The following is an 18,070-nucleotide window of genomic DNA, read 5'->3' on the forward strand; positions in this document are numbered from 1 at the left end:
GGTTTGTTATTACGCTGTTTACGATGTCGCTGGTGATGACGCCGCCCGAACAGGGGCGGCGTTGCGCAACAGCGGGTATTGTTGCGCATAATGTCAATCGAGCAACTTTTTGCCTTCCAGGTCGATGGCGATGTTTTGGTTATGCGCTTTTCGATAGCACAGAATCGCTATCCCGATCGCCGCCCAGCTAATTCCGAGTACCAGAGCGTGAATGTTCATGTTTAAACAGACGTAGCCGATGACGATCATCCCCATGATCGGCGAAATGACATGGGCGAAAATGCGCCGCTGGGCTTTCATCCGGAAATTGAACAGGATAAACACACACAGGTTCACGACAAAAAAGGCGAAAAGCGCGCCAAAGTTCACCAGCGTGGAGATAGATTCAATCTTGCCGGAAAACAGGTAGCTGAGCAGCAGGGTGACGCCGCCGGTAAACAGAATGGCATAATCTGGCGTTTTACGCGTGGTATGGACGTGAGCGAGGAAGGCAGGCAACATTCGGTCACGCCCCATTGAAAATAGCACTCTGGACACCGCCGTTTGCGCGGTAATAATGTTGCCGACGGCGCACACAAACGCCACAATGATGGAAAACGCCACTTTGAGCCAGATACCGCCAACGTTGCCGGCAATGGTGAAAAATGCTTCATTCGTCGCATTACCTTCCGCGAAGCGGTCGACATTACCGGTGGCGAAAGCCGCAAACGCTACAACGATAATAAACAATACCGTCGCCAAAACTAACGCCAACAGCGTTGCTTTACTGACGGCGCGTCCCCCGCCTTCGCTTTCTTCACTTAATGTACTGATAGCGTCAAAGCCGAGAAAATTCAGCGCAGCCACCGAAATCGCCGTCGCGATGAGCCCTGGGGTGAACCACTGTGAATCGAAAAAAGGCCGGAAGGAAAGCGTTATCTGACTACTGTCCTGCATCATCAGACGGACAATGAGTAGCACGAAAATCGCCAGAATACCGAGTTGAATAAAGACCAGTAACTTATCGAATTTCGCCGTTTGCTGTATCCCGAGATAGTTGATTCCGGTGCCAATAGCCACATAAATCAACGGCCAGACCCAGACCGGGATTTGCGGTAAAATAGCGTGGACCGCGACGCCGCCCAGCACTGCCACAAGCGTAGGGAACAAAAGATAATCCAGCAATAATATCCATCCGGTCAGAAACCCTACGGCGGGATTAATACATACGCCAGCATACGCATAGGCCGAACCCGACGAGGAGATATGCTGCGATAAGGTAGAGTAGCTGTACGCGGTAAAAAACATCGCGATCGCGCCAATAATATAAACCAGCGCAACCATACCGTGCGAAAGATTATAAACGACGCCATAAAGAGAGACTGGTGCGATAGGCACCATAAACACCAGACCATAAAGCACTAAATCGGTAAGAGACAATTTTTTGACTTTTTTCATGATAAATACCTTAATGGCTTTTTATGCCAGGTCGCGTAAAAACGCGCTTACCGCTGCGAGGCAGGGCGCGATATTTTCTTCATGTGGGTTATGGCTGCTGCCGGGAATAGTGACCGCGCGGCAGTCTGAAATGTGAGAGAGAAGCGGCGAGACGACGCGCTCGGTTGCCTGATCGTTTTCGCCGCGTAGTACCAGAACAGGACAGCGTATCTGGCACAAATGGGGCGTAATATCCCAGTCGGCAAGTTTGCCATTTGCCGCCAGTTCATTGGTTCCCCATAAAATGTGATAACCCGTAGGGTCGGCGGCGAACTGCGCATTAGATCGCTGAACATGAACGGCTTCTTCCGCGAGGGTATAAACGTGTCTGGCATAATAAGCGACCAGCTGTTCCGGTGGGTTTTGATAAATGACGGCGGGCATAATGACGTTTTTGATATCGTCATCGGACATTGGCGTCAGAGCGTTAAAGAGCCGTATGGCTTCCTGTTGCCACAGGGCGATACTGGCCGGCGAACTGGCCAGTATCGTCCCGCGAAGCCCGGCAGGCTGTAAGCAGGCGTGCTCTGCGGCAAGCATTCCGCCCCAGGAATGTCCCAGTATCGAATACCCGTGTCCAATACCCAGGTGATGAATTAATTGGGTTAATTGACGGAGATAACGCGCAATAGTCCAGAAAGACGCGTCGGCATGAGGAAAATGCGTTGAACGACCGCAACCATATTGATCGTAAAATATTACCATGCGCCCGTCATCAGCCAGACGGCGATAATTTAATAAATAATCAAAGCCGCCAGAAGGGCCGCCATGAAGGATAATGAGCGGCGTGAGTAATGATTTTCTGTCTCCATAAATCCGATAGCTTGTCAATATGTTTTCAGAAAACATTTCGCCATAGAGATAAGTATCATTCATATTCTTAATGACTCAGTGTGTGGCAGGGCAGGCGAAATTTATATTCGCCTGGGTAATATTATTTTTTTATTGTGTGTAAAACATTACACCAGAAGGTGGCGTAATGTTCCCATTGCAGAAACTGCGGGCTTCCCCAGTGCGGTGAACAATCACTGGCAAAGCAACATACTTTCCCTTTATGGTAAGTACCCATAACTAACAGTGGATCGCCATTAATTTCAGCAAGGATTTGACTATTTTCTTTGGCGATAAGCTTGTTATAACCCAACAGCGGCGGCCATTCGCTAAATGGCTGGGTAATAACATGCTCTACCGCAGTATTTATTGCTTTACATCCTTGCGGTAGTTCTACGCGGTCATCTACATCCAGCATATCAACCGGCAATACCTCCGCCAGAACCGTATTTTTATAATTGGCTTTTGCTTCTATTCCCGTAAAGGATAAATACCCGCCGATCATCAACAGACCGCCGCCCTCAGCAACATAATCCGTGATAAGTTGTAACGCATCAGGAATAATGTCCATATTATAAAACGTTCTGTTTTGTAGCAGGAACGTATTGCTACCGATATCACTGATGACGATCGCATCATAGCAGGCTAATGCTTCGGCGGTTTGTGGAAAATGAGTTTGCACAATATGGGCAGGCATGTAGTCCACATCGATATTACCCTGGCGTAAGCAGGATAATAAATAGTCTGCGCCTTCTTCGTATTTGCTCGATGTAAAGCTATCAAAACCTTTAGAGTGAATCATATGAATGTGCCAGGATTCGCCAATAAATAAAATTTTCATTATGTCACCTGTTAATTAATGTGAATGACTTTATTAGATTGGGTACGCATTCGATGTAAAACCTGCAAGTGCTGAGGCATACTCGACGCACCGACTTGTTCCACCGCCAGAGAAGCGAAAGCGGAGGCATATTGAATGGCTGCGACCATATCTGCTTGTCGCGCCAGCGCGGCGGCTAAGGCGCCATTAAAAGCGTCACCGGCCCCAGCGGCATCTTTTACCACGGCGCTCCACGCAGGAATATACAACGTGCGGGCGTGCTCACAGAGCAGAGAGCCACGGGCGCCAAGGGTAATGATGACTTTTTTCACCCCGGATTGCAGAATAATATTTCCGGCTTTTTTCGCATCATTAATATCAGTAATGGTTACGCCGGATAAAAAAGAGGCTTCAGTTTCATTCGGCGTGATGATGTCAATATCAGATAATAAATGCGTCACCTGTTTCGTATAGGGGGCAGGATTCAGCATGATCATTTTATTTTCTTGTTTTCCCAGGCGAATAAATTCAGTCAACGCTTCAATGTTCGTTTCGAGCTGCATTAACATAACGTCAGACTCGGCGATATAACGGTGTTGCTCGTTAATCTCTTGCGTGGTGAGCATCATATTGGCGCCAGGGTAGATGGCGATAATATTATCGCCATCCACGGCGGAGACATAGATCAATGCGCTACCGGTGGGCGCTTTATCTGTTTGATACGCGCTGTATGAGGCGATACCTGATTGAATAATATGATTCATAGCAAATGCGCTGAACTGATCTTTGCCCACTTTAAAAATAAAATGTGCCGCAGCGCCGGCATTGTTCGCCGCTAAAGCCTGGTTGGCTCCTTTACCGCCAGGATAGAATCCAAATTGACTGGCCAGAATGGATTCTCCGCTTTGTGGAAACCACGGCACGGTTGCTGAAACATCAATATTGAAGGAGCCTAAAACACACACCTTGCCTGCTTTTTTTGTGTTTTCCCGGCGCAGTTTTGCATCCTGATGGATTGGCGTGGCGATAGTGCTGGAAATATCAATCTTATTTTCAGTGATAAGCTTACTCAGCGCGTCACGATTTAAAATCCCTCCGCCATAGCAACGCTGAAGCATACCTGATTTCTGGAAATAGCGTAGATCGGAACGAATAGTCTCCTGGCTAACCTTATAAAGGTCTGAAAGTTTACTGACGCTAACACTATTATCCTTTATCAGTAAATTAATGATGGCATGACGTCTTTCTTCTTTAAACATATTGCCTCCGGGTAGTGAGTTGAATTGTATTTATGGCAATGTTGTCATGCGGTGAATTCAATCACAGATTATGCGGTCAACCGGAAGTAACCCCAAATGAATGTCAATAATCAGAAGCGCAGTCAATGTGTTAAATATTAATTGCTTACAGAAGGGGAAAATAGTTTTGTGAGTGTTGTCATATATTTTCTATGTAATATGACGGGGTGAACGTAAAATAGTTGGGCTTGCACGATTCAGTGAGTATATGCAGCCGGACAGCGTTCGCTTATCAGTCGCTACCCTCGACGAAATAAGACGATATCGCTCTCCGGCCCTGGGGTTATATACGCTCGATTTTTGCCGGCAGCCCCTGACGTACTGCCGCACCGGAAACCCAGTCGAGCCAGGTGTTGGTAATGGTTCTTGTCGGATCAGCAAAGCCCAGATCGTTAAGATTTATGCCTGCCCTGATTTGTGGATCATACGGCATAGGCACGCCGTCCAGAGAGTGCTGCGTTGCGCCCATCTCGCGGTGGCCATATCCGTGTTCGATGGCGATGACGCCTGGCATCACGCCATTTAACAAACTGATTTGCGCCACGACCTGACCGCCCGGCGTAATGATCCGTACCCGATCGCCATGTTGCAGTCCATAACGCTCGCCGTCTTGCGGATTCAGCGCCACCAGGTTTGCTGGCTTCACATGGTGTAAGCGCGGGATGACGGCTGTTGAGCTGGACATGGTATTTGATTTAAATGAAATCAGTTTCAGCGGCCATTGCCCAATGGGAAACTGGTCGTCAATCGCACGACCATCTGACAAACGCGCCGGATACCAGACCGGGCAACCGCTGAAACGCTCCCCGGTGATGGCGTGACGGTGGGCGGCGACATCTGCATTCCAGATCTGTAAGGGTTTTTTCCACGCGTTACCTAATCGTTGCTCCGTATAGCCGCTATCTTCGGGCGCAAACCGGCCGCCACGCGAGTAGATAAACGCCACGCGACCGACCTCATCAGCTTTAAGCGTGTGCTGAATTGCTGGCAGAATGCGGCTGACGCCGGTAAGCGAAATATCTTCCTGATTTGCCAGCGCGACCGGCGTCTTGCCCATAAAGGCGATATTAGCGGCTACGCGCAGATAGAAGTCTTCCGCCCGGTTCAGTGGAAAAGTATTGCCCTGCGGATCGGTTATCGCCCGGTCGCCGAAGCCGGGCAGATGGAGCCGTTTTGCTACCGCAATACAAAATGCTTCCATTGAGACAGGTTGCCCGTCCGCCGTTCGGTGAGTGGCGGGGGCGACAACCGGCCAGCGGGCGGTAGTGGCTTTACTGGCTACGCCGCCCCAGGGTGCCGTAAAGCCCCAGCTCTCAAAATTGTGCGTATCCGGCACAATGTAATCCGCCAGCGCCGTCGTTTCATTCATAAAGGCGTCAATCGCGATAAAGAGCGGCAGTCGGCGAGGGTCTTTTAGCTTTTCTTCCGCCACGGCGCGTAGACCGGGAACACCGTAAAACGGGTTGCTCATATTGGAAATCCAGGCTTTAAGCGGATAAGGATAGCCTTCGAGCGCGGAGGTCAACAGTTCGGTAAGCTGGCCTGCCACAAAGGGATACCACGGCGCTTTGGCTGGATAAGGAGATTGCCCGCCGGCAATTTTGTTGCGGTATTCTTCCGATGCTTCATAAGCGGTTTTGCTACGGGCAATACTTAACCCTGACGGTTTCACTTTTCCGGCAAAACTGTTCATGTTGTAGCGGGGACCGTCGCTAACGCCGTTGAATTTGCCGCCGCCGACAAAGACGCCGCCGGACAAGCTGAGGTTGCCGATCAGCGCGTTAAGCATCATGACCGACCAGGCGTTATAAAACCCATTGCCGGCCATCATGCCGCCGTGACTGATGACCGCAGCTTTACGTCCGTGACTGGTAAAGGTTTCCGCCAGCGCGATAATTTGCGCTTCCGGCACGCCGCACTGTTCGCTGTATTGCGCCAACGAGAGCTTTTCTGCCGCCTCTTTCAGGCGTTGCAACCCGCTCTTCACCGTGACCCGTTGGCCGTCGGCGAGCGTAACGTACTGCGTCACGAAAAGCCGTGCCTGTCGGCAAGTGGAGGCATCGACCAACTCGCCGTCGGTATTCAGTACGACAGGGGTCTCTTCGCCATCGGGCGTAAGATGGCGTAGCGTCAGGTGTTGTCCGGCAAGCGTCGGCAGTTCATCCGCAATGACCAGGTGCGTGGCGTTGGTCCAACTTTGCTCGCCGGCCTGCTGCATCGCCTGTACGCCGGGAATCGCCAGATAATCAGCATTATAACGTTGATTATCCATGATCCAGCGGATCATCCCCATTGCCAGCGCCGAATCGCTGCCGGGCATGACCGGTTGCCAGCGACCGCGAGGATCGGCGAGCACCGTTGATAAGGGGAGGGCGGGGGCGACCACGACGTATTGAAAATTCTCACGCAGCCGGGCGCTCGCCAACTGACGCGCCTGGCGTTTAAAGGGATTACCGGACTGTGCCGGGGAGGTGCCCATAAAGAGCGCAAACTCCACGTTTTCCCAGTCGGGTTTGACATGCGGGTTTTTATCCAGATCGCCCATCAGCGCCCCGGAGCCGGCCCGGTAAGCCAGTCCACAGTAGGCGCCATGCGCGCCGAAATTCTTGCTGCCGAAGCTATTTAGCGCAAAACGACGCAGAAACGCATCGCGGCCTTCGTCGCTGGTATTCGTGACCAGTAACTGATTGGTTTTGGGCCCGAAACTGGGATGCTTTGCGTCAATTGGCGTATCCGGCGCATGAATAGCGCGCAGTCCGTCCACATGACCTTCGCCAAACAGATCGCCGCCTTCCACGACTTCTTCAATAAGCTGCTCAAAGCTGATGCGCTGCCATTTCCCTTCGCCGCGTTTACCCACGCGTTTCATTGGTTCAAGCAGTCGCAGCGGACTGTACAGGCTTTCCAGCAGCGTGGCGCCGCGCGCGCAGGCGGTTGAGCGGGCGTCAAGACCGCTTTCTCCCGCCAGTTGCTCCATGGCTTCGCTAAAAGGCACGGATGAGTCAATCGGGTGTTCCTGCGACAAGGGGTGATAGGGATTGCCGGCGATGCGTATCACTTTGCCATCGGCATTTACCCTGGCGCGGATACCGCACTGTGTCCAACAGCCGAAGCATTGCGTCATGGCGATGGTTTGTTGTGGATTTTGCTGCCAGTGCGTTTGCGCCTGCGCCTCCGGAATTAACGCATTGCCAAAGATGCGGTCGCGCGTTACCTTGCCGGACGTCCCGTTTAACAGGCCATCAATTGCGCGTTTCGCCACATCACGGTAGCTCAGACCAAAAGTGACCATCCCACCGACGGCGAGACCGACTTTTAGCCACTGACGACGGGTTAAATTAGCCATGTTGTAATCTCCTGGTGAGTCCGTTCAGCGTTTCACGAATAATAATCAGTAGCGCTATCCACAGGCCGAAGGTGCCGAGAATAGCCAGCCAGCCATCCGTTCCGCCTGGTAACGAGTAAGGGTTAAATTGCGCGTTGAACTTGGGTACGGTTTGTACCTGAATCAACAATGTCCAGCGCATCAGCCAACATAGCGCCAGCGCGCTCAGAACCAGCAGGACGCGTCTTAGCTGCGATAACGGATGACGTAGCGCCAGGCTACAGAACAGTAGTGTGAATACCCACAGCGCTAGCCAGCCGACAGCGTAATATTTGGCTGACAGGGCGACAGTAATCCACTGACGGATTGCCGTGCCGGAAAGCGTATCGCCGCTAACCCACATGGCCACAACCAGCCCCAGCGCCGCCAGCGTCCAGAGTTGTCCCCACAATATTTTTGGCAGCCTTACCGAGTCGCGTCGGGCGGCGACAATCATCAGCGCGAAGAACGCCTGTAAGGCGCTAAGAAACATCGCCACGGGGAAGGCGTAGCTAAACCAGATTGGGCGCGCCAGCACAACGGAGACTTCGCGGCCGGTATAAATCAACAGGCCCACCGCGCAAAGCGCGCTGGCTAACGCCAACCATTTTGTGACGTTGTAACTTTTATTGAATAATCGTTTTATCTGCTGCGCCAGGAACCACAGCGCGAGAAATCCGGTAAACAGCGGCAGGAACAACGCTCCCCAGGGCATCCACGACCAGGGCGTCGGCCAGGCATAGAAATGCCAGACGCGGGCGGTCTGGTGCAGATCCGCCGTCAACGCCAGCGGTGCGGTAATCGCACAGGTAATGGCAATCAGTAATGCCCGATTTTCTTCTGTTGCGGCGTCTTTTTTCCGCCAGTGAAGATAACAGGCAAACAGTGCGGCGCAGGCGGCAATGCCAATAAAAAAGAAATATTGTACCGCCCACGGCAGCCAGCTAATGTCCTGCGGGTGAGCCAGCACTTCTTCAATGATGAGTGAATGCGTCATTCAGACCTCCTGCCAAAGCGCGGACTGCGCACGGCCCATTAATGGGGTGACAAAGGCGTCGTCCAGACCCAGGTAGAAAACATGGGGCGACGTGCCGTTTTCCGGCTTTAATACCTTGATAGCGTCGCGATGTTGATGAAGCATGGTGGAGATGCGGCTATGGGGATCTTTGATATCGCCAATAATACGCGCGCCGCCGACGCAGGACTCTACGCAAGCGGGTAACAGCCCGGCTTCCAGACGATGGACGCAAAACGTGCATTTATCGGCAGTTTGCGTTTCATGATTGATAAATCGGGCGTCGTAAGGACACGCCTGGACACAATAGGCGCAGCCGACGCAGCGTTTGTTATCCACCACCACAATGCCATCTTCCCGCTGAAAGGTGGCTTGTACCGGGCAGACCGGCACACAGGGGGGGGTATCGCAATGGTTGCACAGACGCGGCAACAGCACATTCGTGACTTCCTGACTACCTTCACGCTGGACCTGGTATTGGTTCACGGTCGTACGAAACGCGCCCTGCGGCGTTTGGTTTTCAATAGTGCAACTTACGGTACAGGACTGACAGCCGATACAACGCCGCAGGTCGATAAGCATGGCGTAACGGTGTCGGGGAGAGCCTTCATGCCGCTCCGGCGAAAAAGGAAATTTCGCTTCAGCCAGCGGAACCAGCGAGGCGCCAGCGGTCAGGACGCCGAGCTGCTGGAGAAATTGCCGTTTACTGCTGTCCATATTGACTCCCGTCCACATTGCCAACAATGAAACATTTGTCACGATGTTGGTTCATGTGTAATGAATAAAAAATGTTGATGATTTACAGTGTAAAAATCGAGACGGGGTGTGCTCTATTGTGGTTAACCACATACCCGGCTTGTTGTTGATCTAAAACAACATAATTGACAGGGATATTGGGGTGAGAGGTAAAACCGTAAGGCGCCTGGCGGTGTTGGCGGCAGTAGGGCTACTTTGTCATGGCGCGTGGGCAGGGACGTGGAGTATCGGTATTTTGGCCATGCGCGGCGAGGCGTCTACGCGCAGCCACTGGCAACCGTTGGCAAAGACATTAAGCCAACAGCTTCCAGGCGAAACCTTTCATATCCAGCCGCTGGATCTGCATCAAATGCAGGAAGCCGTTAACCAGGGAACCGTGCAGTTTGTGATAACCAACCCGGCGCAATTTGTCCAACTGAACAGCCATGCGCCGCTCCGCTGGTTAGCTTCCCTGCGCTCCACGCGCGATGGGAAAGCGGTGAGTAATGTTATTGGCAGCGTGATTTTGACCCGGCGCGATAGCGGCATCACCACGGCGCATGATCTCATCGGTAAGACAGTCGGCGCGATTGATGCTCAGGCGTTTGGCGGCTATTTATTAGGCTATAAAGCGCTCAGCGACGCGGGCTTACGCCCGGAGCGCGATTTTCATCTTCGTTTTACCGGATTTCCTGGCGATGCCTTAATCTATATGCTGCGCGAAAAAGCGGTGCAGGCGGCAATTGTGCCAGTGTGTCTGTTAGAAAATATGGATCAGGAAGGATTGATTAATAAAAAGGACTTTATCGCGCTGCTTTCCCGACCGACGCCCCTGCCTTGCTTAACCAGTACGCCGTTATATCCTGACTGGTCGTTCGCGGCGCTACCTGCGGTAAGCGATGCGCTGGCGGATCGCGTAACGCGAGCGCTATTCAACGCGCCCGCCGCTGCGTCATTTCACTGGGGCGCGCCAGCGTCGACCAGTCAGGTGGAAGCGTTGCTGCGTGATGTTCGTCAGCACCCTCAGCAGCGTCGACTGTGGCTGGATGTCAAAAGTTGGTTAATCCAGCACCAGCTAATGGTCGGCGGCGTGATTCTGGCGTTCCTGTTGCTCACGCTCAATTATATTTGGGTCATGCTGCTGGTGCGTCGACGTGGAAAGCAACTGGAACGTAATAGCGTAGTCCTTCATCAGCATGAGCGGGCGCTGGAAACCGCCCGGCAAATGAGCGTGTTGGGTGAAATGACCTCCGGGTTTGCCCATGAGCTTAATCAGCCGCTTTCCGCGATTCGACATTATGCCCAGGGGTGCCTGATTCGACTGCGCGCTGCAGATGAACAGCATCCCTTGCTGCCGGCGCTGGAGCAGATTGACCAGCAGGCGCAACGCGGTGCGGATACTCTGCGTAACCTGCGTCACTGGGTCAGCCAGGCGCAGGGCAACCCGGTGCTAACCGAAGCGTGGAAGGCCATAGCCATTCGCGAGGCGATTGATCATGTCTGGCAATTGTTGCGTATGGCGCAACAATTTCCGACAGTGACTCTGCATACCGAGGTTAGCGCTGCGCTGCGCGTAACGCTGCCGTCAGTGCTGCTGGAACAGGTGCTGGCGAATATCATTCTTAATGCGGCTCAGGCGGGCGCCACCCATTTATGGGTCGTTGCTGAACGCACTGAAAACGGCATCAGTATTGTTTTACAGGATAACGCCGGGGGAATCGATGAGGCACTATTACGTCAGGCGTTTCAGCCGTTTATGACCACCCGTAAAGAGGGGATGGGCTTAGGGCTGGCGATTTGCCAGCGGCTGGTGCGGTATGGGCGGGGCGATATCAGCATCAGGAACCAGACCGCGCCGGACGGTCTGTCGGGAACGGTGGTCACGATACATTTCTTACATGAACATGGGGGCAGGGATGGCGACAATTCATCTACTGGATGATGATACGGCGGTCACTAACGCGTGCGCGTTTTTACTGGAAAGTCTGGGATATGACGTAAAATGCTGGACGCAGGGGGCGGATTTTTTGGCGCAGGCCAGTCTGTATCAGGCCGGGGTCGTATTACTGGATATGCGAATGCCGGTACTGGATGGGCAGGGCGTTCATGATGCGTTGCGCCAGTGCGGAAGTACCCTGGCGGTTGTTTTTCTTACCGGGCATGGCGATGTACCGATGGCCGTGGAGCAGATGAAACGCGGCGCCGTCGATTTTCTGCAAAAACCGGTATCGGTAAAACCGCTACAGGCGGCGCTGGAGCGTGCGCTGACGGTTTCATCGGCAGCGGTGGCGCGCCGTGAGATTATACTGTGTTACCAGCAGTTGACGCCGAAAGAGCGTGAGCTGGCCAGCCTGGTGGCAAAAGGGTTTATGAACCGGGAAATTGCGGAAGCGATGAATATCGCGGTGCGTACCGTAGAGGTGCACCGCGCCAGAGTCATGGAAAAAATGCAGGCCGGTAGCCTGGCGGAACTGATTAGGCGTTTCGAAAAAATGGCCTCGCCAGAGACCAGAATACGAACAACGTATGAGCCATGAATAATAAACTGCGTTATTTCTTTGATTTGCATCAAATTTTGTTTAATTGAGAAGACTGTTATATTCTGTTGGTTTGAGCTGGCGACGAGTAAAACGTATGACAAAACCGACAAAAGATGACGAACTGTACCGCGAGATGTGCCGGGTGGTGGGCAAGGTCGTGCTGGAAATGCGCGATCTGGGGCAGGAGCCTAAATATATTGTTATTGCGGGCGTGTTAAGAACCGCGCTGGCGAATCAACGCATCCAACGTAGCGCGTTAGAAAAACAGGCTATGGAAACCGTGATTAACGCTCTGGCGCGGTCATAGCCGCTATCAGGGTGGCAATAACGAAATCGCCTTTGAATTGTCGCGATTGTCACCATGGCGGGCTGGTTACCCGCCGTTAGCGATGCGCAGGGTTATCAGGTGATGGCTAAGCGCAGCCCTAATGTATCAGGGTACGGCTCAAAATAATTCTGGCTGCGTAGATAGTCATCCGGATGTTCCGCCAGATAGTGCTTCAGCAGCGTTAACGGTGCCAGGATAGGTAGTCGGCCCGCCCGGTAGCCGAGAATCACCTCGCGTAATTCCGCGCGTTGCCTGCTGTTCAACGCGCGGTGAAAATAGCCCTGGATATGCATCAGCACATTGGTGTGATTTTTACGTGAAGCGGGGTGGCGCAGGATAGCCATCAGTTTTTCTCTGTATCGGACAAAGAAGGCATCCAGATCGTCCCACTCATGCAGACGCGCGACGAAAGGGCCAATTTCGCGGTAGCCGGCCTGGTGGTGGGCGAGAAGCTGAAGTTTGTATCGGCTATGAAACGCGAGCAAACTGTGACGACTCAAGCCCTGCGCGCGTAGCGCATTTAATTCATGTAGCGCGAAAATACGTGCGATGAAATTTTCGCGTAGTACCGGATCGTGCAGGCGACCATCTTCCTCTATCGGCAGCCAGGGATATTTGTCCATCATCGCGGCGGTAAACAGCCCCGTGCCAGCTTTGCGGCCCCTGTTACCCTTTTCATCATACAGGCGAACGCGCTCCATTCCGCAACTGGGCGATTTTGCACACACAATAAACCCCGCCAGTTCGCCTATTGTTGGCAGAAACCGATCGGCAAAGGCATTCATTCGCTCGGTGACGTCATCGTGCGGGGCATGGCTATAGCGCATCCGAATGTCGCCACAGGTCGTCTGGATAAGACGCAGCGCAGGGCGAGGCACGGGCAGGCCGATCGCCACCTCCGGGCAGATCGGTTTGTAGTCCACCCACGGCGCCAGAGAGTTCATGACAAAATCCATACGCTTATGTCCGCCATCAAAGCGTACCGCGGCGCCAGTCAGACATCCGCTAATGCCGACTACGGGTTTGTTATTCATGATTCCCCCTTATTGAAAGTACGACGACTGACGCCAATGGTGCAAAATGTTATCTCACGCTGATTTAAAACTTACACAACTTTGTTTTTTTGTCTAAGTTTTCGCGGGGATTTTTTTGACGTAGTTAAATATCAATAAGATAGAATGAGGGGAAGAAATCTATTTCAGCGCTTATAGTGTGATAACCTCCAGCGAAGCGACCACGTTGCGCCACTGGGCAAGCTGTTTTTTCTGCCCGGCAGTGAGCTTTCCGGTGGTCACCAGGAACCATTTTCTCTGGGCGAACAGCTCGGGCGCCAGCATGGCTGGTGGAGAGGGAAGCACATTGAGCCGCAGCTCTTGTCCGGTACGAGTCAACGCTTCCAGCCAGATTTCACAGTGATCCGAGAGATGCCATCCGCTAATAAAGGCATTGTTGCCAGGCGCTTTTCTGTCGCCTTCAAGGCAAAAAGAGGTGTAGGCAATAATGATGCCATCCAGTATTTCGCGCAGCGTCATCACGGCGGGAAGATGCGCGGACACTTTGCTGCGCAACGGACGCAATAAATGGGTCACCAGTTCTGCGCGGGGATATTCCCGGCCACAGTCATAAATCAACTGCCGCAGCGCGTCAATTCGCCCTTCGTGGAGATGTTGAAGCATCGTCTCCTGAATCGTTATCCAGTTATCGCCCAGGCGAATGACCGGACGCGACAGTAAGGGTTTGACCTGGCTTATCGGTACGCCTTTTCTCACCCAGTCGAGGATGCTAAGCGCTTGTCGAATATCGTCATCGCTGTATAAGCGATGCCCGCCATCAGTACGCTGCGGTTTCAATAAACCATAGCGTCGCTGCCATGCCCTTAGCGTGGCGGCATTGATACCGCATAGTCTGGCAAATTCGCCGATAGAATACGACATGGTAAAGCCCGTTAAATAAGGGGATTCTACTATATCATGATTAAATGAAGACTAAGGTAGTGATAAATGGTGCGGCATACCAGGGCATCCGTATGGATTTTGTCGATGATGAGCAATACTGCGTGGCGTAAGGCTCATCAAAATATGACCAATGCTTAATACCATCGGATGCCCCTGGTTAATACTCTATTAACCTCATTCTTCGGGCGCAGTTAAGTAACTCTGTCACTTTATGAACCTGTAGCTTTCTCATCATATTCATCCGATGTGTTTCGACGGTTTTTATACTGATATGTAGCTTTTCGCTGATCCCATGATTGGTATACCCCTCGTCAATAAGTTTAAGAACCTGACGCTCGCGCAAAGTAAGCAGTTGATGATTGGTAGTGTCAGCCTTTAATTCAGCCAGGATAGCTTCCCGATTCAACGTCGGGTCAATGTAACGCTTGTTTACTGCGACTGTTTGCAATGCCGCTAACAGAACTTGCTGACTACTGCTTTTTAAAACATAGCCATTAGCACCTGCGGCTAAAGTTTTAATGGTCATATACTCTTGTTGGTATGCTGTGTAAACCAGAATATTCATTGCTGGCCAACGCTGATGTAATTGAGGAATGATATCCAGGCCATTGATGCCAGGTAAGCTAAGATCAAGGATAAGTATGTCAGGCTCGTATGCGCAACAGGCATTATAAACCTCAAGACCATTTTTAACATGCTCTACAATTTTAAAATGAGGCCAGGGTAATAAGGCATTCATAATGCCGTTAATGATGATTTCATGATCGTCTACTAATAAGATCTTATATTCTTTCATTTTGCTGCCCTCGCGAAAATTAAGATAATATTAAGTAATGGTGTAGTTTTTGAAGATCATACGTATTTTCTGGCGTAAGTCGGTTAGTTCCTCCAGCGCGATGATTTTCCCCATTTTTACGCGATTCTCAATGTCTATGACATAGCATACCAATTCAGTCTGCCCTATTTGACCTAAACAGCCTTTTAATGTGTGAATTAACTGATCGATTTTTTGTCCAGCCGATACGGCATTTTCAATATCAGCCAGCAAGAGGTCCAGTGATTGGAAAATCTTGCTATTAATGACCATATCATCTGTCGCCAGTAGCGCTGAGCAGCGACTTGGATCCTGCTCCTGTAGCTCTATATTTCGTAAAAGTTGGTATTCTGCGGCAATACTGATATAGCGAGCTAAGGTAGCCAATGTCACTGGTTTGGTAATGTAATGATGAATCCCATTTTTTTTACAACGATGAATATCTTCTGTCGCTACGCTAGCGGATAGCGCCACAAACATGCAGTCAGGATCTAAATTATTCGGCTCATCGTGCCATAATTGTACACATTCAATACCATCTATTTCTGGCATTCTAATGTCAATCAGTACTAAATCGAATCGTTGCTGTTGTGATAAAGTCAGAGCCTCGTTACTACTGGCGGCAATAGTGACGTGTTGGCCCAGGCTGACAAGCATTTTGCCGATGATATCCCGATTAATATCGGCATCATCAACCAAAAGAATCTGCAACTGCCAGGGAGGTAACAAATTATTTATTACTGGTATATTTGGTGTACACAATATTAACTGTTGCGCCAGGTCGTAGAGTTTTCCGGGGAAATACAAAAGCTCTGCGTTGAGAAGCGCATTTTGCTGGTGGGGGGGGGCACCGCGTATTCCCCAGCAAGCCAGTTGCCGATGCAGGCAGAACGGCGCTGATAGTGTCCCTTCAATTGGTTGAGGCGGCTGGTATTCTTGTAAGGGTAATGCTAGCGAGAAACAGGTTCCAACCCCGGGGACACTTTTTAGTGTCAGATTACCGCCCATCATTTTAGCCAGGCTTGACGCAATAGTCAGTCCAATTCCTGTACCTTGCGAATTTGTGTCTGCTTGATAAAAAGCAGTAAAGATTTGAGACTGCTGCTGTATTTCAATCCCTTTACCGCTATCGCTAACCAGAAATATTAATTGTTCCTCATGACGCTTGACCGTCAGACGTATCCCTCCGGTTTCGGTAAATTTTACCGCGTTCCCGAGTAAATTAACCAAAATTTGCCGTAAACGGATACTGTCGGTATGAAAATAGAGAGGGACATGTTGACCGACAAAAGTACGTAATGACAGTTTTTTGCTTTGCGCCGGCCCCTGGATGGGTTGCATTGCCTGGTCCAGTAACGGCAGTAACGCTGTTTCTTCCATATGTAATGTGAAATGACCAGACTCGATGCGTGAAAAATCCAGCAGATTATTAATAATAGCTAACAAAGACAGTGTACAATTCCTGGCGGTATCAGCTAATCCTTGCTGCTCTATGTTTAAAGGGGTGGTTTGTAATAATTCAATCGCACCGAGTACGCCATTCATCGGAGTACGTAACTCATGACTTATTACCGTAAGATGAATGCTTTTACGTTTGTTAGCTTGCTCAGCGCGTTTTTTTGCTTCATTTAGCGCCTGGGTGCGCTCTGCGACTTTGTTTTCCAGATTGTCGTATTGGACTTGTAGAGTATCAAGCAGTTGGTTAAAAGCACCGGCAATACTATCTAATTCATCCAGTCGTTGTGCTGGTAAACGTGTGCTCAGCGGTGCAGTTGCGGTTTTATTAATGACATCGACAAAACGCCATAACGGTTTGGCCAGTGAGCGATGTAGTAACCAGCAAAAAGCCGACGTCATCAACACCAATGCTGTTAATGTAAAGGGGATTTGTTGAAGGATAATTTTTAAGATGCGATTATGTAGATTACCGTATGGGTACAGTGTAACCAGACTCCATCCGGGGCCATGCAAGGTTGTGCGTAATATCAGAAATCCGGGAATTTGCTGCCATCCATCATGCAGCGTTACATTCTCTAACTGTGTACGTATTTTTTGCGGGATGTATGAAAACGGCAATAAGTGGTTGTTTTGATCCAGCCATACTCGAATACTATCATCTAATGGTAGGTGGCTCTTAGTAATGAGATCGGGAAGTTTAACCGTCACCCCAAAAAATACGCCTTGCTGATCGGCAACCGCAACGGAAGCGTGCCATCCTTTGCCGTTTATGTATTCTGGTTCACTCCAGTAAAACCCGGCATGGGTTGGGTATAAAGGAAAGCTTTTTCGCGTTAAAGGCTGTAGAGTTGAATAATCTGAAGGGTTATCAGTAGATAATAACGAAATCTCATTTTTATGGTTAAGAATAAAACTATCGCGACGAAAGCTTTTTTCATCGATATCAGAGGACTGCAGAAAGAGACGGTGCTTCTCTCCGTTTAGCGTCGGCGTGCAATTTGAAGGACCGACAGAAAGATGCCGGCTCACCTCAGGGAAAATATCGTTATGATGAATCTCAGTCGCTAATGAGCATTGATACATTAAATTTTTAGCATCACGTTCAGCTTCTTCAAACCGTTGATTACTTAGTACAATATTCATCTCGGATAGAACGGATAAATCCTCTATTATATGCTGCCGTTTCTGAATCATTGATATATAAGCTGCGGCAAGCACAGATAGCAGCCAAATAATTATTATTGTTAATAAAAATAAAAAAGTTAGCCTGATTACTAAAGATGTTTGCAGCGTATTCTTGAGATTGAGCAAATTCATAATGCTTTCCTCCAGTTGCCTGTTGCAAAATCTTTGGCACTTGATCACTATCGCAGTACATATAGTTTCATCAGAAGATTAATCGATGGTGTTATCATTAGGAAGATAAATTTCTTCAT

14 protein-coding genes are annotated in these 18,070 nt (G+C 50.5%); 3 read left to right on the top strand and 11 right to left on the bottom strand.

Annotated features, from left to right (window positions below):
• Positions 1–93: 93 nt before the first annotated feature.
• From ACLD4F_RS01950 to ttrB, 7 genes are all read right to left on the bottom strand, one after another.
• Complete coding sequence (locus ACLD4F_RS01950; protein ID WP_183059088.1) at positions 94–1,437, bottom strand: APC family permease; 1,344 nt, start codon at positions 1,435–1,437, stop codon at positions 94–96.
• 21 nt (positions 1,438–1,458) lie between these two features.
• Positions 1,459–2,352 (bottom strand): proline iminopeptidase-family hydrolase, encoded by an 894-nt coding sequence (locus ACLD4F_RS01955; protein ID WP_001000508.1) that lies wholly within the window; start codon positions 2,350–2,352, stop codon positions 1,459–1,461.
• Between the two features lie 58 nt (positions 2,353–2,410).
• Entirely contained in the window at positions 2,411–3,148 is a 738-nt protein-coding gene (locus tag ACLD4F_RS01960; protein ID WP_411010649.1) for a glutamine amidotransferase, read from the bottom strand.
• A gap of 11 nt (positions 3,149–3,159) precedes the next feature.
• A complete protein-coding gene (locus ACLD4F_RS01965) occupies positions 3,160–4,386 on the bottom strand; it encodes a PfkB family carbohydrate kinase (protein ID WP_000471815.1) in 1,227 nt (408 codons plus the stop codon).
• Between the two features lie 322 nt (positions 4,387–4,708).
• Positions 4,709–7,771 carry a tetrathionate reductase subunit TtrA gene (ttrA, locus tag ACLD4F_RS01970; RefSeq protein ID WP_080094942.1) on the bottom strand — a complete coding sequence of 1,021 codons (3,063 nt, stop codon included), beginning with the start codon at positions 7,769–7,771 and terminating at the stop codon, positions 4,709–4,711.
• Positions 7,764–8,786, bottom strand: a complete 1,023-nt coding sequence (gene ttrC, locus ACLD4F_RS01975; protein ID WP_000149766.1) for a tetrathionate reductase subunit TtrC — start codon at positions 8,784–8,786, stop codon at positions 7,764–7,766. Before ttrC ends, ttrA begins: the two co-directional genes overlap by 8 nt.
• The gene (gene ttrB, locus ACLD4F_RS01980) at positions 8,787–9,521 is read right to left on the bottom strand and encodes a tetrathionate reductase subunit TtrB (protein ID WP_411010650.1); all 735 of its coding nucleotides are present in this window, start codon (positions 9,519–9,521) and stop codon (positions 8,787–8,789) included.
• Between the two features lie 181 nt (positions 9,522–9,702).
• On the opposite strand from ttrB, the gene ttrS reads away from it, so the two are divergent.
• The 3 genes from ttrS (at position 9,703) to fumD (ending at position 12,386) form a co-directional block, all read left to right on the top strand.
• Positions 9,703–11,481 carry a tetrathionate respiration histidine kinase TtrS gene (gene ttrS / locus ACLD4F_RS01985; protein ID WP_350388240.1) on the top strand — a complete coding sequence of 593 codons (1,779 nt, stop codon included), beginning with the start codon at positions 9,703–9,705 and terminating at the stop codon, positions 11,479–11,481.
• Positions 11,456–12,076, top strand: coding sequence for a tetrathionate respiration response regulator TtrR (ttrR, locus tag ACLD4F_RS01990; protein WP_000190927.1), 621 nt, complete (start codon positions 11,456–11,458; stop codon positions 12,074–12,076). The genes ttrS and ttrR overlap by 26 nt, the downstream gene beginning before the upstream one ends.
• 97 nt (positions 12,077–12,173) lie before the next feature.
• Positions 12,174–12,386: a fumarate hydratase FumD gene (fumD, locus tag ACLD4F_RS01995; protein WP_000165779.1), complete on the top strand. Its 213-nt coding sequence runs from the start codon at positions 12,174–12,176 to the stop codon at positions 12,384–12,386.
• 95 nt (positions 12,387–12,481) lie between these two features.
• On the opposite strand, the gene mlrB is transcribed toward fumD, so the two are convergent.
• The 4 genes from mlrB to ACLD4F_RS02015 all read right to left on the bottom strand — a co-directional run bounded on the left by mlrB (position 12,482) and on the right by ACLD4F_RS02015 (position 17,951).
• The gene (gene mlrB, locus ACLD4F_RS02000; protein WP_001060723.1) at positions 12,482–13,441 is read right to left on the bottom strand and encodes a transcriptional regulator MlrB; all 960 of its coding nucleotides are present in this window, start codon (positions 13,439–13,441) and stop codon (positions 12,482–12,484) included.
• A gap of 171 nt (positions 13,442–13,612) precedes the next feature.
• Positions 13,613–14,341, bottom strand: coding sequence for a MerR family transcriptional regulator (locus ACLD4F_RS02005; RefSeq protein WP_000122318.1), 729 nt, complete (start codon positions 14,339–14,341; stop codon positions 13,613–13,615).
• A 178-nt stretch (positions 14,342–14,519) separates the two neighbouring features.
• Positions 14,520–15,158 (bottom strand): two component system response regulator, encoded by a 639-nt coding sequence (locus ACLD4F_RS02010; RefSeq protein ID WP_000666334.1) that lies wholly within the window; start codon positions 15,156–15,158, stop codon positions 14,520–14,522.
• Positions 15,159–15,188: 30 nt separating this feature from the next.
• Positions 15,189–17,951, bottom strand: a complete 2,763-nt coding sequence (locus ACLD4F_RS02015) for a two component system sensor kinase (RefSeq protein ID WP_411010651.1) — start codon at positions 17,949–17,951, stop codon at positions 15,189–15,191.
• Positions 17,952–18,070 lie beyond the last annotated feature (119 nt).

The sequence above is a fragment of the Salmonella sp. 741265050_HSA genome (assembly GCF_046569445.1).
GTDB classification, from domain to species: domain Bacteria; phylum Pseudomonadota; class Gammaproteobacteria; order Enterobacterales; family Enterobacteriaceae; genus Salmonella; species Salmonella enterica.

What these genes read in the sequence shown, in the direction of transcription:
- ACLD4F_RS01950 (WP_183059088.1), bottom strand. Translation starts at nt 1,437, where the DNA reads ATGAAAAAAGTCAAAAAATTGTCTCTTACCGATTTAGTGCTTTATGGT.
- ACLD4F_RS01955 (WP_001000508.1), bottom strand. Translation starts at nt 2,352, where the DNA reads ATGAATGATACTTATCTCTATGGCGAAATGTTTTCTGAAAACATATTG.
- ACLD4F_RS01960 (WP_411010649.1), bottom strand. Translation starts at nt 3,148, where the DNA reads ATGAAAATTTTATTTATTGGCGAATCCTGGCACATTCATATGATTCAC.
- ACLD4F_RS01965 (WP_000471815.1), bottom strand. Translation starts at nt 4,386, where the DNA reads ATGTTTAAAGAAGAAAGACGTCATGCCATCATTAATTTACTGATAAAG.
- ttrA (WP_080094942.1), bottom strand. Translation starts at nt 7,771, where the DNA reads ATGGCTAATTTAACCCGTCGTCAGTGGCTAAAAGTCGGTCTCGCCGTC.
- ttrC (WP_000149766.1), bottom strand. Translation starts at nt 8,786, where the DNA reads ATGACGCATTCACTCATCATTGAAGAAGTGCTGGCTCACCCGCAGGAC.
- ttrB (WP_411010650.1), bottom strand. Translation starts at nt 9,521, where the DNA reads ATGGACAGCAGTAAACGGCAATTTCTCCAGCAGCTCGGCGTCCTGACC.
- ttrR (WP_000190927.1), top strand. Translation starts at nt 11,456, where the DNA reads ATGGCGACAATTCATCTACTGGATGATGATACGGCGGTCACTAACGCG.
- fumD (WP_000165779.1), top strand. Translation starts at nt 12,174, where the DNA reads ATGACAAAACCGACAAAAGATGACGAACTGTACCGCGAGATGTGCCGG.
- mlrB (WP_001060723.1), bottom strand. Translation starts at nt 13,441, where the DNA reads ATGAATAACAAACCCGTAGTCGGCATTAGCGGATGTCTGACTGGCGCC.
- ACLD4F_RS02005 (WP_000122318.1), bottom strand. Translation starts at nt 14,341, where the DNA reads ATGTCGTATTCTATCGGCGAATTTGCCAGACTATGCGGTATCAATGCC.
- ACLD4F_RS02010 (WP_000666334.1), bottom strand. Translation starts at nt 15,158, where the DNA reads ATGAAAGAATATAAGATCTTATTAGTAGACGATCATGAAATCATCATT.
- ACLD4F_RS02015 (WP_411010651.1), bottom strand. Translation starts at nt 17,951, where the DNA reads ATGAATTTGCTCAATCTCAAGAATACGCTGCAAACATCTTTAGTAATC.